The sequence below is a fragment of the Enterococcus sp. S86.2 genome (assembly GCF_059834485.2).
On record NZ_CM206813.1, the window covers coordinates 2770233 to 2785360 of the forward strand.

At 38.6% G+C, this 15128-nt stretch carries 14 protein-coding genes; 2 read left to right on the top strand and 12 right to left on the bottom strand.

Annotated features, from left to right (window positions below):
* Window positions 1–100 precede the first annotated feature (100 nt).
* The 11 genes from guaB to AC6R0T_RS13260 form a co-directional block, all read right to left on the bottom strand.
* On the bottom strand, window positions 101–1585 hold the full coding sequence (gene guaB, locus AC6R0T_RS13210) for an IMP dehydrogenase (protein ID WP_206902893.1): 1485 nt from the start codon (window positions 1583–1585) through the stop codon (window positions 101–103).
* Window positions 1586–1771: 186 nt separating this feature from the next.
* Window positions 1772–2461: a DUF1129 domain-containing protein gene (locus tag AC6R0T_RS13215; protein WP_206902894.1), complete on the bottom strand. Its 690-nt coding sequence runs from the start codon at window positions 2459–2461 to the stop codon at window positions 1772–1774.
* A gap of 71 nt (window positions 2462–2532) precedes the next feature.
* The gene (gene ychF / locus AC6R0T_RS13220) at window positions 2533–3633 is read right to left on the bottom strand and encodes a redox-regulated ATPase YchF (RefSeq protein WP_206903057.1); all 1101 of its coding nucleotides are present in this window, start codon (window positions 3631–3633) and stop codon (window positions 2533–2535) included.
* A gap of 268 nt (window positions 3634–3901) precedes the next feature.
* Complete coding sequence (locus AC6R0T_RS13225; protein ID WP_071865595.1) at window positions 3902–4090, bottom strand: DUF951 domain-containing protein; 189 nt, start codon at window positions 4088–4090, stop codon at window positions 3902–3904.
* 44 nt (window positions 4091–4134) lie between these two features.
* Window positions 4135–5025: a ParB/RepB/Spo0J family partition protein gene (locus tag AC6R0T_RS13230; protein ID WP_206902895.1), complete on the bottom strand. Its 891-nt coding sequence runs from the start codon at window positions 5023–5025 to the stop codon at window positions 4135–4137.
* The gene (locus tag AC6R0T_RS13235; protein ID WP_206902896.1) at window positions 5015–5779 is read right to left on the bottom strand and encodes a ParA family protein; all 765 of its coding nucleotides are present in this window, start codon (window positions 5777–5779) and stop codon (window positions 5015–5017) included. The genes AC6R0T_RS13230 and AC6R0T_RS13235 overlap by 11 nt, the downstream gene beginning before the upstream one ends.
* 463 nt (window positions 5780–6242) lie before the next feature.
* Window positions 6243–6956, bottom strand: coding sequence for a 16S rRNA (guanine(527)-N(7))-methyltransferase RsmG (gene rsmG, locus AC6R0T_RS13240; RefSeq protein WP_206903058.1), 714 nt, complete (start codon window positions 6954–6956; stop codon window positions 6243–6245).
* A 272-nt stretch (window positions 6957–7228) separates the two neighbouring features.
* A complete protein-coding gene (locus AC6R0T_RS13245) occupies window positions 7229–8659 on the bottom strand; it encodes a glycoside hydrolase family 1 protein (RefSeq protein WP_206902897.1) in 1431 nt (476 codons plus the stop codon).
* Window positions 8660–8671: 12 nt separating this feature from the next.
* Window positions 8672–10540, bottom strand: coding sequence for a beta-glucoside-specific PTS transporter subunit IIABC (locus AC6R0T_RS13250; RefSeq protein ID WP_303753248.1), 1869 nt, complete (start codon window positions 10538–10540; stop codon window positions 8672–8674).
* On the bottom strand, window positions 10537–11388 hold the full coding sequence (locus tag AC6R0T_RS13255; protein ID WP_303753247.1) for a PRD domain-containing protein: 852 nt from the start codon (window positions 11386–11388) through the stop codon (window positions 10537–10539). The genes AC6R0T_RS13250 and AC6R0T_RS13255 overlap by 4 nt, the downstream gene beginning before the upstream one ends.
* A 264-nt stretch (window positions 11389–11652) precedes the next feature.
* On the bottom strand, window positions 11653–12669 hold the full coding sequence (locus AC6R0T_RS13260; protein ID WP_303753250.1) for an NADP-dependent oxidoreductase: 1017 nt from the start codon (window positions 12667–12669) through the stop codon (window positions 11653–11655).
* Window positions 12670–12921: 252 nt separating this feature from the next.
* Between AC6R0T_RS13260 and AC6R0T_RS13265 the strand changes: the two genes are divergently transcribed.
* Both AC6R0T_RS13265 and AC6R0T_RS13270 read left to right on the top strand, forming a co-directional pair.
* Window positions 12922–13260, top strand: coding sequence for an ArsR/SmtB family transcription factor (locus AC6R0T_RS13265; protein WP_206902900.1), 339 nt, complete (start codon window positions 12922–12924; stop codon window positions 13258–13260).
* Complete coding sequence (locus AC6R0T_RS13270) at window positions 13257–13934, top strand: type 1 glutamine amidotransferase domain-containing protein (protein WP_303753246.1); 678 nt, start codon at window positions 13257–13259, stop codon at window positions 13932–13934. The genes AC6R0T_RS13265 and AC6R0T_RS13270 overlap by 4 nt, the downstream gene beginning before the upstream one ends.
* 105 nt (window positions 13935–14039) lie before the next feature.
* On the opposite strand, the gene AC6R0T_RS13275 is transcribed toward AC6R0T_RS13270, so the two are convergent.
* Window positions 14040–15071: a Gfo/Idh/MocA family protein gene (locus AC6R0T_RS13275; RefSeq protein WP_303753245.1), complete on the bottom strand. Its 1032-nt coding sequence runs from the start codon at window positions 15069–15071 to the stop codon at window positions 14040–14042.
* Window positions 15072–15128 lie beyond the last annotated feature (57 nt).

Genomic DNA, 15128 nt, shown 5'->3' on the forward strand with positions numbered 1-15128 from the left:
TTATCACGACAAAAAATACCCGAACCTGTTTTCTAGTTCGTCAAAAAGGTGACGACAAAAAGCAGGTCCGGGTATTTTTATTGTTTAATTTTAAAAGAAATTAAGATTCAACTGAGTAGTTTGGTGCTTCTTTTGTAATTTGAACATCATGTGGGTGAGATTCTTTCAAACCATTGCCACTCATTTGGACGAATTGTGCATCGTCACGGAGTTGTTTCAAATCAGCTGCGCCTACATAACCCATCCCTGATTTTAACCCACCAATCATTTGGAAGATGATATCAGACACGCTACCTTTATAGGCCACACGACCTTCAATACCTTCTGGCACCAGTTTGTTGGCTTCATTGACACCACTTTGGAAGTAGCGATCGCTAGAACCTTTTTCCATTGCGCCAAGCGAACCCATCCCACGATAAGTTTTGAAGCGACGACCTTGATAAATTTCAAATTCACCAGGAGATTCGTCCGTACCAGCTAACATGGAGCCGAGCATAACTGCATGACCGCCTGCGGCCAATGCTTTCACGATATCACCAGAATATTTGATCCCACCATCGGCAATAATTGCTTTGCCATATTGGCGAGCAACAGAAGCAGCATCATAAATGGCTGTTAATTGGGGCACGCCAACACCGGCAACAACTCGTGTTGTACAAATTGAGCCTGGGCCAATCCCGACTTTTACAACATCGACGCCAGCATCATACAATGCTTTTGTTCCTTCAGCAGTTGCAACGTTACCGGCAATCAAAGTGGCTTGTGGAAATTTTGCCCGAATTTCAGCAATTTTACGTAGAACGCCGGCACTGTGGCCATGAGCTGTGTCGATTACAATGGCATCTGCTCCAGCGTCAAGTAACGCTTGCGCCCGTTCAAAAGTGTCGCTCGTTACGCCCACAGCAGCCGCAACTAACAGGCGACCGTGTTCGTCTTTTGCTGCATGAGGAAACTCGATTACTTTTTCAATGTCTTTGATGGTAATCAAGCCGCTTAAACGACCGTCTTCATCCACGATCGGTAATTTTTCAATTTTATGTTTTTGGAGGATATTTTCAGCATCTGCTAATTTGGTACCAACTGGGGCGGTAACAAGATTTTCTTTGGTCATCACATCATCAATCTTAATGCTGTAATCTGTCACAAAACGCATATCGCGGTTGGTGATAATCCCAACTAATTTTCGATTTTCCATTGTTTCGACAATCGGCACACCACTAATGCGATATTTTGACATCAAATGTTCAGCATCTTGCACTAAATGATCAGGAGTTAAGAAAAATGGATCGATAATAACGCCAGATTCCGAACGTTTCACTTTGCGCACTTCATCAGCTTGCATCGCGATACTCATATTTTTATGAACAACACCTAAACCGCCTTGACGTGCCATGGCAATTGCCATTTTACTGTCGGTTACAGTATCCATGCTGGCAGAGATGATTGGAATATTTAAACGGATATTTTTCGCTAATTGAACATGCATATCCACTTCATTTGGTAGGACGTGACTTTCACCCGGAATTAATAAGACATCATCGAAAGTTAGACCTTTTTTAGCGAATTTCGTTTCCCAGTTAGACATTGTTAGTACCACTCCTCAGTTTTATTTTTATCTATGAAACTAACAGAAAATAAGCGACAAGTCAACAGCTGTAATTGTTTACGTAATATTCTGAAAATTCGTCGTAACACCTTTAGACAATGTTCGGAAATTACTTAAACAAAAAAACTGACCGGAATAGTTTTTCCAGTCAGTTTTAGCGACAAATTAATTTTTGGGAATTGTAAGGGAACCTTCGATATTGTATTTTTTCTTCAAGTACCAGCGTAATGCAAAGACAGCGGCACCTAAAACCAATTGGATAAATGGATCCAACACAATATTGTATGGCAACATTGCGCTAACCGTAAAGACTAAAATCCATAAGAAGAATACAGGGACTAAAATTAACATTGTTTTCCATAATTTCGGCCGTTTGCTCTTATCTGCCCCTGGGCGTTCGTATTGGTAAATGTATTTATACATTAAGTAAAATGCATAACCCCCGAATAATGAGGCAATAATCAATGTCAATAAGCCGTAAGTTTGTTGTCCGCTATTTTTCGTGAACAGGCGCATTAAGCCTAACATTACCGCAAACAAACCAAAGATGAACATCGCATTATCTGCCCACATTAAAAGTGGTTTGGTTTCTTTTTTAGGTTCTGGCTTGGCCAAAATAGCTTCTGTCCGTTCTGAAACCGTCCCAAATAATTGGCGCGCGGTTTTCCCGCCTTTTTGTTCTTTGACTAAAACCGGCAGAATTTCATTTAAAGCTGTTGCCATTTCTGCTTCGGATAAATTCGCTGCTTCTAAAGATTTCTTCAAATCAAAAATATATTGTTGGTTACGTTTGGTCAATTGCGGTTCTAATTCGCGATTTTGTGCAACCATTGCGCGTAGTGCTTCTGCATCCATGAATGACTTCCTCCTGAACTTCTTTTACAAAGGGCATTTTAACATATTGCAGCCAAGATGACACCGTTTTTTTAAACGTTAAAACGGAATAACATGACATCGCCATCTTGTACGACGTAATCTTTGCCCTCCAAACGAACCCGACCAGCTTCTTTAGCCGCGTGCATATTGCCGTATTTATCCAAATCTTCAAACGAAACTGTTTCCGCCCGAATAAAGCCCCGTTCAAAATCGGTGTGGATAATTCCCGCTGCTTGTGGCGCTTTAATTCCTTTGCGGAAGGTCCACGCCCGCACTTCTTGTTCACCGGCAGTAAAGTAAGTTGCTAAACCTAATAAATCATACGCTGCACGAATCAATTGATCCAAACCAGATTCTTCAATTCCAAGTGCTTCTAAAAATTCCGCTTTATCTTCATCGTCCAATTCAGCAATTTCTTCTTCTGCACGGGCACAGACAACGATTACTTCTGCATTTTCTGTTGCCGCAAAATTCCGGACTTCTTGTACATAGTGGTTATCATCGGCATTGGCTACATCGTCTTCTGAAACATTGGCCACATATAAAACAGGTTTTGTTGTTAATAAGAATAAACTTTTCACGATTTTTTGTTCATCATCGGAAAATTCAATGCTACGAGCAGATTGGCCTTCTTCTAAAACTGGTTTGATTTTATCTAACACCGCTAATTCCGCTACGGCATCTTTGTCTTTTGTCTTCGCGATTTTAGCAATACGAGTGTATCGTTTATTAATCGATTCCAAGTCGGCTAAAACAAGCTCTAAATTAATCGTGTCGATATCTTCTAATGGATCAACCCGACCTTCAACGTGGGTGATATTGTCATCGTCAAAACAACGCACAACGTGACAAATCGCATCTACTTGGCGAATATGGCTTAAAAATTGATTCCCTAAACCTTCCCCTTTGCTGGCGCCTTTTACAATACCGGCAATATCAGTAAATTCAAAAGTTGTCGGCACCGTTTTTTTCGGATGCACAAGTTCTGTCAACCGTTGTAAGCGCCAATCTGGCACTTCAACCATTCCCACATTTGGATCAATTGTTGCAAAAGGATAGTTTGCAGCCTCTGCACCTGCTTTTGTGATTGCATTAAATAAAGTTGATTTCCCAACGTTGGGTAACCCAACGATTCCGGCAGTTAAAGCCATTTTCTTCACTCTTTCTTTTTTTAATTATAAAGTTGAATGAGCTTGTTTAGAAAAGGAGTAATAAGGTAGAAAACGAAAAAGCTGCTCTTTAGCTTTGTAGTTTTCTTACCTTGGTAAGCCTTGGAAACGAACTCGCTACGACAATAAGTTGAAATTTCGAGAAATTTGAAAAGCAATTTATCAAAATTCCACCTTATTGCTTGAGAGTTAAACACATTTACAAAGCTCTCATGTCTTATTACCGACTTTTCTAGCCCATGAAACTGGATTATTTTTCGGGCGCTTTTTCCAGTATTTTTTTCATTTTCTTCTCAAAATCGCGGCGGGTCATCATGACGATGTGGCCACAATTGGTACACTTAATTTTAATGTCAGCACCCATCCGAATAATTTCCCAGCGGTTGGCTTGGCAAGCATGGGGCTTTTTCATTTCCACGATGTCACCTAAATCGTACATTTGAATCCTCCTCGTTTTAATAAAAATTTGGTTTTAACGATAGCTTAGGCCTCGTCAAAGCGAATATCTAAAATATCCAAAATACGGGTCAAATCTTTTTGCGATAAATATTCAATCTCGATTTTTCCTTTGCCGTCTTTTTCTAAAATTTCCACATTCGTACCGAATTTATCCATTAAACGGTCTTCGCCTTCTCGCAAGTAGTAAGGTTTTTCTTTGACCACGCGGGGCGGGGTTTTTTTCTCAACTTTTTTCTCGTTTAACGTATTTACCAACTGTTCTAACTGACGGACGGTCAAGTTTTCCTTCACACAGCGATTGGCTAATTTTAAAATTTGGCTTTTATCTTTTAGCCCCAATAACGTCCGCGCTTGCCCCATTGAGAGGCGGTCATCTTGTACCATTTCTTTAACCAGTTTCGGTAATGTCAACAATCGCAGATAATTGGCGATATACGGACGGCTTTTACCTAAACGCTCCGCTACTTCCGCTTGCGTTAATTTCAAGTTTTTCATTAGCATCTCATAGGCTTCCGCCTCTTCCAGCGGATTTAAATCTTCCCGTTGCAAGTTTTCCAAAACGGCCACTTGCATCATGGATTCTTCGTCAAAATCTCGAATAATTGCGGGAATTGTTTCTCTTTGCGCTAATTTTGAAGCGCGAAAACGACGCTCACCGGCAATAATTTCATAGCCTTTTACTGCCGATTTGCGGACAATAATCGGTTGGAACACACCGGAACGTTCGATAGACGCGGCTAATTCTTGTAAAGAAGACTCATCAAATGTTTTGCGCGGTTGGTAAGGATTTGGGCGCAATTCACTTAAAGGAATATCGACAACTTCCTCGGTTTTTACATCTACTTCTTCTAAATCTTGCAAGTCCTGAAACAAAGCGTCAATGCCCCGACCTAAACCTTTTCCTTTATTTTTCACGGGTCAACACTTCCTTTGCTAGTGCTTGATAAACTTCGGCACCTTTTGAACTTGGATCGTAGTCAATAATCGATAAACCATGACTTGGTGCTTCTGAAAGCCGCACATTGCGGGGGATAATTGTGTCATAAACTTTTTCTTGGAAATAGCGGCGCACTTCTTCCACTACCTCGGCTCCAAGATTGGTTCTGGCGTCATACATCGTTAATAAGACCCCTTCGATTTCCAAACCAGGATTGAAATGTTTTTGCACCAAACGCACGGTGTTTAGTAATTGGCTCAAGCCTTCTAAAGCGTAATATTCGCACTGCACCGGAATCAAAATCGAATCACTCGCCGTAAAGGCATTGATCGTCAAATGTCCCAATGACGGCGGACAATCGATGAAAATAAAATCGTAATCATCTTTGATTTCTTCTAGTGCTGATTTTAGCCGCGATTCGCGGGCCATCATGGAAGTTAATTCAATTTCAGCACCTGCCAACTGAATCGTTGCTGGCACAATGTCCATATTTTCCCGTGAACTTGGTAAAATTGCTTCTTTAATCGGTTCTTCATTCACTAAAACATCGTAAATATCTTTGGCTACATCTGGCTTGCGAATGCCCATACCGCTGGTGGCATTACCTTGGGCATCAATATCGACTAACAATACTTTTTTACCAATAAAAGCCAAACAAGCTCCTAAATTGACGGTTGTGGTCGTCTTGCCGACGCCACCTTTTTGATTTGCCACAGAAATAATTCGTGCCATTCTCTTGTCTCCTTTAATAAAAGTTGAATGAGCTCGGTCGGAAAATGAGGGACAAGAACAAAATAGACGGCTGACGCTTTTTGTCAGTTGGTTATTTTTGCTTGTCTCCGATTTTTCCAACTCATGAAACTAGATACAATAAAAGTTGAAACGGCTTGTTAAAAAAAGAAGGAATAAGTCGGAAAAATTAGAAAGTCGCTTTCTGACTTTTTTATTTTTTTGCTTATTACCGGCTTTTTTAGCCGTTGAAACTAGATACAATAAAAGTTGAATGAGCTCGGTCGGAAAATGAGGGACAAGAACAAAATAGACGGCTGACGCTTTTTGTCAGATGGTTATTTTTGCTTGTCTCCGATTTTTCCAGCTCATGAAACTAGATACAATAAATGTTGAAACGGCTTTTTTTCACCGTTTAAAGATAAAAAGCTATCTAAAATAAAACAATTTTGCTATCGTTTTACCGCTATTTTAACGGCTGCTTATTGGGCGTGCCGGGTTTGCGGGGGTATTTTTTGGGCGTTTCTTTTTTCTTTTGGATCACCAAAATGTGTCGCGTATCACCATTGGGCAAAGCAAGCTCTTTATCTTCAATGAACTTGCCACCAAGTGTCGCAATCGCGTTTTTAGCTTCTGCTAATTCTTCCTCTGATTTTGCCGCTTTTAAAGCAAAGAAAAAGCCGTCTTTTTTCACCAAAGGCAGACACAATTCCGCTAAAACATTCAGACGTGCCACTGCTCGAGCCGTGACATAATCAAATTGAGCACGAAATTGTGGGTTTTGCGCGAAAGTTTCGGCGCGATCGTGATAAAAATCAACCCCCGTCAAATTCAAACTTTGTGCTAAATGATTTAAAAAGGTAATTCGTTTATTGAGAGAATCGACGATAGCGACTTTTAACCCAGGAAAAGCAATCTTCAGTGGAATGCTGGGAAATCCCGCTCCTGCGCCAACATCACAAATAGCAGCCTCTGCTTTTAAATCCACTGCCACACCAAGTAAAATCGAATCGTAAAAATGCTTCAAGTAAACTTCTTTTTTTTCAGTAATCGCCGTTAAATTCATTTTTTCATTCCACTCGACTAACAGCTCGTAATATTTTTCAAACTGTTGCATTTGAGTAGAACTTAATTCAATGCCTTTTTGGGCCAACTGCTGCTGAAATTCTTCTGGTAACATGGCCTTTTCCTTTCTTTTTTGTGAAACAAATTTTTGTTTCACGCTTTCTCTACTTTAACGCAAATGGAGGTTTTTCGCAATGGGAGGAATTGAATTTTAAAGGCTTGTTTAAGGTAAAAAAAGAACCTAGGGTAAAAAGTCGCAATCACTTTTGCCCTAGGTTCTTTGCTTCATAGATTCAGGATGAAAAAACATTTGCAGCTACAAATGCAATTTTCATTCTTTATTCCCCACTAATAAATTTATTGCATTTATTACACGGAACTTTCTATTCACTTTTTTACATTTCCAGCTTTTTTGCGCTCAATAGTTTCTTTAAACCAATAAAATGAATCTTTTTTATATCTGTCCATCTTTCCATTGCCAGCATCATCCAAATCAACATAGATAAATCCGTAACGTTTACTCATTTCACCCGTTGAAGCACTTACTAGATCAATTGGTCCCCAGACTAAGTAACCAAAACATTCTACGTTGTCTTCTTTCATTGCCTTTTCAACAGCATCTATATGTTTAGTGAGGTAATCCATTCTATATTGATCATGAATTGTCTTATCTTCACCAAGCGTATCAATAGCCCCAAGTCCATTTTCAGTGATAATGAGCGGGAGTGAATACTTACGGTATAGATAGTTCATGGTATAGCGAATACCGACTGAATCAATTCCCCAGCCCCATTTTGACTGCGCAAGATATGGATTTGGCATGCCACCAAAAATTGATTTTCCTTCACCAGCTTCTAATTTTGGAGCTGAAACACTAGACATATAGTAATTTAAGCCGATAAAGTCAATTCTACCCATTTTAAAATCTTGTTTATCTTCTTCTGAGATAAATATTTCTATTCCTTTTTTCTTATATTCTTGGAGTTTATATCTTGGAAATGCTCCATTACACATTGCATCAATTTGATAGTAGTCCTCTTCATTTTCTAAATATGCTTTCAACACATTTTCGGGATCACAATTCACAGGATAGATAGGGTTTAATCCAAAAACGCAGCCAACAACATTATCCACGTTTATTTCATGTGCTAGTCTAACTGCCTTTACACTTGCTAAACACATGTGATAGCCGATCATTGCAAGTTCTTCATCAGGATTTTGCATTTCACTGTACTTCAAACCTGCCACAAGATACGTAAAAATATCCGCCTCTTGTGTTTCTGGCACAAGGTGGTTTGTTTCATTAAAGGTTACCCAATATTTTACCTTTCCATCAAAATGTCGCATAACTGTTTCACAATAATGTAAGTAGAACTCCACTAGTTGACGATTCGCCCAAGATCCATAAGCGTGAACTAAATGAATCGGCATCTCAAAATGATACAACGTTACAATGGGTTCGATTTTATTTTCAATAAGCGTATCAATTACCCGCTCATAATAGTCTAAACCAGTTTGATTAGGTAACGTTTCGTCTCCTTTTGGAAAAATACGAGACCAATCAATTGAAATCCGTAACGCAGTAAATCCCATTTCTTTAAACAAAGCAATATCTTCTTGATAGCGGTTATAAAAATCAATCCCTTTATGAGATGGATATTCTTTATCACTCAGAATAGTTGAAGTAATTTCTCGGGCGCTTTGTTTTGAACCTTTCGTAACAAAATCCATAATTGCAGGCCCTTTGTCGCCTGCTTGCCATGATCCTTCACATTGATGGGCAGCAATACTACCTCCCCACAAAAAATTAGTCGCCATTTTTTCCCCTCTTTACATAATAATATTTAATAAAACGCCATCTTCAAATTGACTTGATTTAGAGGCGGGGATAACATCTAGATAATCATGTGAATTAGTAATCACGACAATAACTGTTGGATCAAAACCGGCAGCTACTATTTTATCTACATCAAAACTGCCTAACAGTTGCCCTTTTTTAACCGAGTCGCCTTGTGCTACATTACTTTCAAAATATTTACCATCTAAATTGACAGTATCAATACCGATATGAATTAATATTTCCATTCCATCTTTTCCTTTGATACCATAAGCATGTTTTGTTGGAAATAAAACTGTAATCTCTCCGTCGACTGGTGAAAACACATCAACTTTTCCGCTTGCTGGTTCAATTCCAATACCTTTACCTAAAGCCCCAGAAGCAAATGCTTGATCATTTACTTCATTCAATGGAATAACTGTTCCCTCTGCAATCCGGGAAACAGACATCTGTTTAAGCGATGCTGGATTACTCACTGCAACTTCATTATTTTCAATATTTTTTTCCGTTAATTCTGATTCTTGAGGAATTCCAACACCATAAGCAACCGCAGTAGCTACACCAAAGGACACAATAACGCTAATCATCATCCAGACAAAATTGTGCATGCCACCAGCAAGATAAGTTGGTAATGAAGTCAGTCCCCAAACCATTCCCATCGTTTTTACACCCGCTAATCCTGCAATCGTCCCTCCAATGCCACCACCAATAACTACGGCTAAAAATGGTCGACGATATTTCATAAATACACCAAAAACAGCTGGTTCGGTTACACCCATCAAAGCACTAAAGCCAACTGTGCCAAAAGTTTGTTTTTCTTTACTTCCTTTTACTGCTCTTAAAAAGTACCCTACCATAGCCCCACAAACAGCAATATCTGAAATGGTTGAAGCAACACTGAAAATTGGGTCATAACCTAATTGCGCTAAGAAATTTAAAACAACTGGATAAACAAAATTTGCGGCGCCTAACACAATCAAAAACGGTTGTGCTGCAGAATAAAGTGCTACAACACTCCAATTGCCAATTGTATTCATTAAAAGATTAAAGAATGCGTTCAATCCATCTCCAATCCATGTTCCAATCGGACCGAATACTACTAAAACAACCGGTAGTGTAATTACTAAAGAAAGTGCAGGTACAAGAAAATATTGCAAACTTTTAGGAATAAGTTTTCCCAAATACTTAATTACCAGGCCTAAAAACCACACACCTAACATGATTGGAATAAACGTATTTGCATAACCAATAGCTGGTAAATTGTAACCAAAAATCGCCAAATTTTCTGCGCCATCAATATTTGATGATAATAATGTTACAGCTAAAACAATGGCCAAATAAGGATTGATTTTCGCTCGTTTAGCTGCTGAAGCCGCGATTAGTACCGGTAAAAAATGAAAGACCGATCCTCTTAATGTATCAAATATCATGTAAGTCGGACTTTCAGCAGAAACTACACCTGTCAATGATAAAATTGCCATAAACCCAGCAATAATACCAGCAGCCATTAGGACCTCCAAAATTGATGTCATTGTTTCAGAAATTGCTGCTAAAATTGACTGCACAAATCCCTTAAGATTTTTAGGATGAGCTGAAGCTACCATCGTTGTTTTATCTTCACCTATCATTTCCATCAATTCGTTATAAACTTCGGTTACGTGGGTCCCAATAATAATTTGATAAGCGACTTCGTTAGATACAACATCTACGACTCCGTCAATATTTTTAATTTCCTCTGTTTTCGCAATATCGCGATTATTTAAGTTAAAACGCAAACGCGTCATACAGTGCGCTACAGATTTAATATTCTCCTTACCACCTATTAATTCTAAAATTTGTGTATTTAGATCTTGATAACTCATTTTTCTTCCTCCAATCGTTCCGTTACTCGCCTTATATGCAAAATTAAATACGTTTCCTCATCGATGCTTATCTGAGAATCAAACTGGGACTGAATGTATACTTTTATCTTTTGAACTGCTTTAAAAGCTGCTGGATACAATTGACTTACTTGTTGATAAAGTCCAAGCGTATCTTTTCCTTCGTTATGCAATTCTCCTTTCATCACACGTTGGATAAAATATTGTAAATGATTTGTGAACCTCAAAAAGTTTGTTGAATTTTCGTCTAATTTAACGTGGAAATTTTTCTCAATAATCGAAATAATATCGCCCAAAATTTGCATTTCACTAACTTTGTCTTGTTTTGCAATTTTACTTTCTTCCATGTTTACAAAATGTAAACTGATCGATACCGCTTCGTCATCGGGTAACTGAATCCCTTTTTGTTCTTCAATCATGCGTAACGCCCTAATTCCTACTTGAAAATGTTTGGGGTAAAATCTTTTTACATCCCAAATTAATGGGCTTTTGATGTATTGTTTCTTTTCTACACGCTTAATTAAAAATTCCAAATGATCCAAAAGAGTTAGGCTAAGATAATCACTCGCCTGAAATTGTAATTCTTTTTCTGCATAGGAAATAATGTTATTGATCAAAATAATGTCGTTAGGATCTGAGTGTGATAATAAATAGCTAAAATGATCTAACATATCAAAGGAATCAAGAATATACATTTTATCAACTTCTTCATCACGCACTAGCTGTCCTTTTTGCTTTTTAAATCCGATGCCTTTAGAAACTACAAAAATTTCATGTCCCCCTCTTTTAACTAAAGCAACATTGTTGTTTAAAATTTGTTTGATTCTCATTTTTTCCTCCTTTCCAGAAAAAAGAACCCAAGAATTACAAAATACATAAAGTATCTCGTAATTCTTGAGTTCTGCCTGATTATATTCAGTAACATACTCATAACTATAACTACAGCGCTATAGTTTGATTCTCTTTTCTATTTCTACAATAACAATATACTTTATCAAAAAGCACTTGTCAACGTTTTCATCAGTATTTCAATACAGTTTACTCTTTAAAATCTCTTTTATAAAAAAACAAATAATACATATATTATAGTTATTTTATATAGTTTGTGCCAGTTTTTCATCCACTGCTAAAATAATTTTCCCCTTGGCGCGCCCAGAAGCTAAATTATCGACGGCTTTTTGAATTTCGGCCAGGGAAATAACGCTGTCGATGATTGGTTGTAATTGTTTTGCTTCAATTAGTTTGGTTAATGCAGCTAGTTGGTTGCCGTCTGGCCGCATAAATAAAAAGTCATAGGACACATCGGTTTTTTTGGCTAATTTGGTAATGGGATAACTGGCAATCCCTAAAGCCATTTGCTTCCATAAGGGGAGATTATAATTTTTTGCAAAAGCATAATTAGGCGTACCCGACAAGGTCACGACTTTACCGCCAAGCTTCACGATTTTAAAAGCATCCTTTAAAATATCGCCTCCCATGGTATCGAAAACAAAATCGTAGTCTTTTAATTTTTCGGCAAAATTTTCACTACGATAATCAATTACCTCATCTGCACCAAGACTTTTTACGAGAGTTCGATTTTTTTCACTCGTTGTTGTAGCAACGTACGCGCCGGCAAGCTTTGCCAATTGAATGGCAAGTGTTCCAATCCCGCCAGAACCTGCTTGAATTAAAATTTTGTCTTGCGGTTTAATTTTCATCACTTCATGTAGGGCTTGATAGCTGGTTAAAGCAACTAAAGGAATACTGCTGGCTTTGGCAAATGTCAGATTTTTGGGTTTTAAGGCGACATCTTTCACATCTACAGCTATATACTCCGCAAAAGTTCCGATGCGATTTTTTTGCACCCGACCATAAACAGCATCGCCAACCTGAAATTTTTTTACTTGTTCCCCTCGCGCCACCACAATGCCAGCAAAGTCGCTGCCTAAAGTTAACGGCATTTTATAATGAAGGAGCAACTTCATTTTGCCGTCTTTTGTTTTTAAATCAATCGGATTAATACTAGCGGCAATGACTTTTACAAGTAAGTCCTTCTTGCCAATTCTAGGTACTGGCTGCTTTTTTAAGCCAATTTTTTCACCGTAATTTTCAATTTGTGCTGCAATCATTGTATCTTTCATCATTTATCCTCACACGTCGTTTATTCGTTTAAACTTTTAAACCATTCAAAACTGACAACAGCTTAACGCAGAATTTTTTTATCGTCAAGAATTTGAAACGCGCCTAAAATTCACCGAGCAGATTTTGGCAGATACCCCTTAATCTGCGTTATTTTCTCGCTTTTCCTAAGTTAAAAAAATTGACTTTTTTTTAAGCCTTTGGTTTAATGGTTTAAAAATATCGACCAAAGGAGTTTGCTCATGTCCCCTGATTTAACAAATTTGAAACAAGAATTTACCGAAGTCAGCGATTTTTTAATCGCATTGGGCGATGAAAAACGCCAAGCAATTATTATTGCTTTGCTGCAAGATAAAGCTTGTGAGGGATTGCGGGTGAATGATTTGACTACGGCCACCAATTTATCACGACCGGCAGTCTCCCATCACTTAAAAATTTTAAAGCAAGCTAACTTAATTGATTATCGCCAAGAAGGAACCAAAAATTACTATTACTTATCCCACGACACAACGGAAATTGATAAATTACAAGCATTGCTAAGTCACGTCAGTCAAATTATTGAAAAGGCGGGAAGAAAATGAAAGTATTGATTGTATTAACGAACACAACCCATTATGGTGACACAGAAGATGCCACTGGCTTATGGTTAGGTGAGGCCACTGAATTTGCAGCCGAATTGCAAAAACACGGCATTTCTTATGATTACGTCAGTCCCAATGGCGGATATGTCCCCATTGATCCTCGCAGCATGAAATATACGAATGAAGAAATCATGGACTTTTATAATACAACCGACTTTAAACAGCGGGCGCTAGCAAATTCCCTGCCACTGGAAGTTGTCGACCCCAAAAATTATGATGCGATTTATTTCACCGGTGGTCATGGTGTGATGTGGGATTTTCCTAATAATGATACCCTGCACAAACTTGCCTTAGATATTTACAAACAAGGTGGTTATATAACTTCTGTCTGCCATGGTGTCGCCGGACTTTTGAATTTACAAGATGATGCAGGCAACTATTTAATTACAGACAAAAAAATCACCGGTTTTACCACCAGTGAAGAAATTTTAGCCGGCAAAAAAAGCGTCGTGCCCTTTTTAAATGAACACGTCGCCAAAGAACGCGGGGCGCATTTCCAAAAGAGGCGGCCCTATAGCGAATTTGCCCTCCAAGATGGACAATTTATTACCGGACAAAATCCTTTTTCTGTTAAAGCCGTGGCGAAACTTTTGCTTGAAAATCTTAAGAAGTAAAGAGTTAAAATTACCTCACCAAAAAAATGAGTCCCTATTGTAGCAACCGCAAAATTAGCTTTCGGCTAATTTATCAGGTCTGCTCAAATAGCGGACTCACTTTTTTTAATCTTTTCCTGCTGCTAAAATACTTTCCAGTAAGGATAAAACACGGCGAACTTCACTGTTTTTTACAATTGGGGTTGCATTATGCACAACAACATCGTAAAAATTCGCATAAAAACTTGGATAAGGGGATTCTACTTTAGGAAAAGCCAATTTTTCTGTGGCCTCCTCTTGTGGTGGTGCCATCGTTTTGGTTAAGCCCACGCCGGCTTGAATGGGTTTTGGCGCAGCGATTTCCTGTTGTGTACGCCGCATGATCTCACCGTTTAACGCCCAGTCAGAGATTTTCGCGGTTCCATTTAAACCTTTGACATACCAGCGCGGCAAGGTGACATAGTTTGTCGTTCCGACTTCAATGATCACTTTAACGCCATTTTCAAACGTCAAATAACTATGAAACCCGTCATCCACCTCATCGCCTAAAATGTAACTTAAGTCGGTGTGAATATATTTAATTGGACTGTCAATTAAAAAAAGTAGTTGATCAAATAAATGAACGCCCCAATCTAAGAGCATACCACCACCATGTTTTTTCAAATGACGCCAGTCGCCGGGAATACCGTTTGCTCCTTGAACCCTTGATTCAATTTGGAATAAATCTCCCAGTGGTTTTTCTTGATAGAGTTTGCGAATTAATAAAAAATCTGGATCCCAGCGTCTGTTTTGGTGGACCATGAAGACTTTTTCGGCACTTTCTGCCACCGCTAAAATTTCATCTAATTCTGCTGTATTCATCGCCACTGGCTTTTCACAAACGACGTGTTTTCCTGCCTTTAAAGCCGCAATCGCCAAGTCTTTGTGACTGTCGTTAGGCGTTGCGATTAAAACTGCCTCGCTTTTTTCATCTGCTAAGAGCTCCTGTAAACTCCCATAAGCAAAAAAACCGTCTGCTTTTGCTGCTTCATTGCGTTCGGGTAATAGATCGTAAACACCTTTTATCGCCACAAGTTCTTGTGATTGCGGCATGATGGTCGTGGCGTGGTAAGAACCCATTCCGCCATACCCAATAATGGCAAATTGTAATTGTTTCATTTTTGCACTCACTTTCTTTTGACGTCTTTTTACCACAACAACGTCTTATTTTGTCCG

Bases quoted from the DNA above. Each gene is read 5' to 3' on its own strand.
- guaB (WP_206902893.1), bottom strand. From the start codon at position 1,585: ATGTCTAACTGGGAAACGAAATTCGCTAAAAAAGGTCTAACTTTCGAT.
- AC6R0T_RS13215 (WP_206902894.1), bottom strand. From the start codon at position 2,461: ATGGATGCAGAAGCACTACGCGCAATGGTTGCACAAAATCGCGAATTA.
- ychF (WP_206903057.1), bottom strand. From the start codon at position 3,633: ATGGCTTTAACTGCCGGAATCGTTGGGTTACCCAACGTTGGGAAATCA.
- AC6R0T_RS13225 (WP_071865595.1), bottom strand. From the start codon at position 4,090: ATGTACGATTTAGGTGACATCGTGGAAATGAAAAAGCCCCATGCTTGC.
- AC6R0T_RS13235 (WP_206902896.1), bottom strand. From the start codon at position 5,779: ATGGCACGAATTATTTCTGTGGCAAATCAAAAAGGTGGCGTCGGCAAG.
- rsmG (WP_206903058.1), bottom strand. From the start codon at position 6,956: ATGTTACCAGAAGAATTTCAGCAGCAGTTGGCCCAAAAAGGCATTGAA.
- AC6R0T_RS13245 (WP_206902897.1), bottom strand. From the start codon at position 8,659: ATGGCGACTAATTTTTTGTGGGGAGGTAGTATTGCTGCCCATCAATGT.
- AC6R0T_RS13250 (WP_303753248.1), bottom strand. From the start codon at position 10,540: ATGAGTTATCAAGATCTAAATACACAAATTTTAGAATTAATAGGTGGT.
- AC6R0T_RS13255 (WP_303753247.1), bottom strand. From the start codon at position 11,388: ATGAGAATCAAACAAATTTTAAACAACAATGTTGCTTTAGTTAAAAGA.
- AC6R0T_RS13260 (WP_303753250.1), bottom strand. From the start codon at position 12,669: ATGATTGCAGCACAAATTGAAAATTACGGTGAAAAAATTGGCTTAAAA.
- AC6R0T_RS13265 (WP_206902900.1), top strand. From the start codon at position 12,922: ATGTCCCCTGATTTAACAAATTTGAAACAAGAATTTACCGAAGTCAGC.
- AC6R0T_RS13270 (WP_303753246.1), top strand. From the start codon at position 13,257: ATGAAAGTATTGATTGTATTAACGAACACAACCCATTATGGTGACACA.
- AC6R0T_RS13275 (WP_303753245.1), bottom strand. From the start codon at position 15,071: ATGAAACAATTACAATTTGCCATTATTGGGTATGGCGGAATGGGTTCT.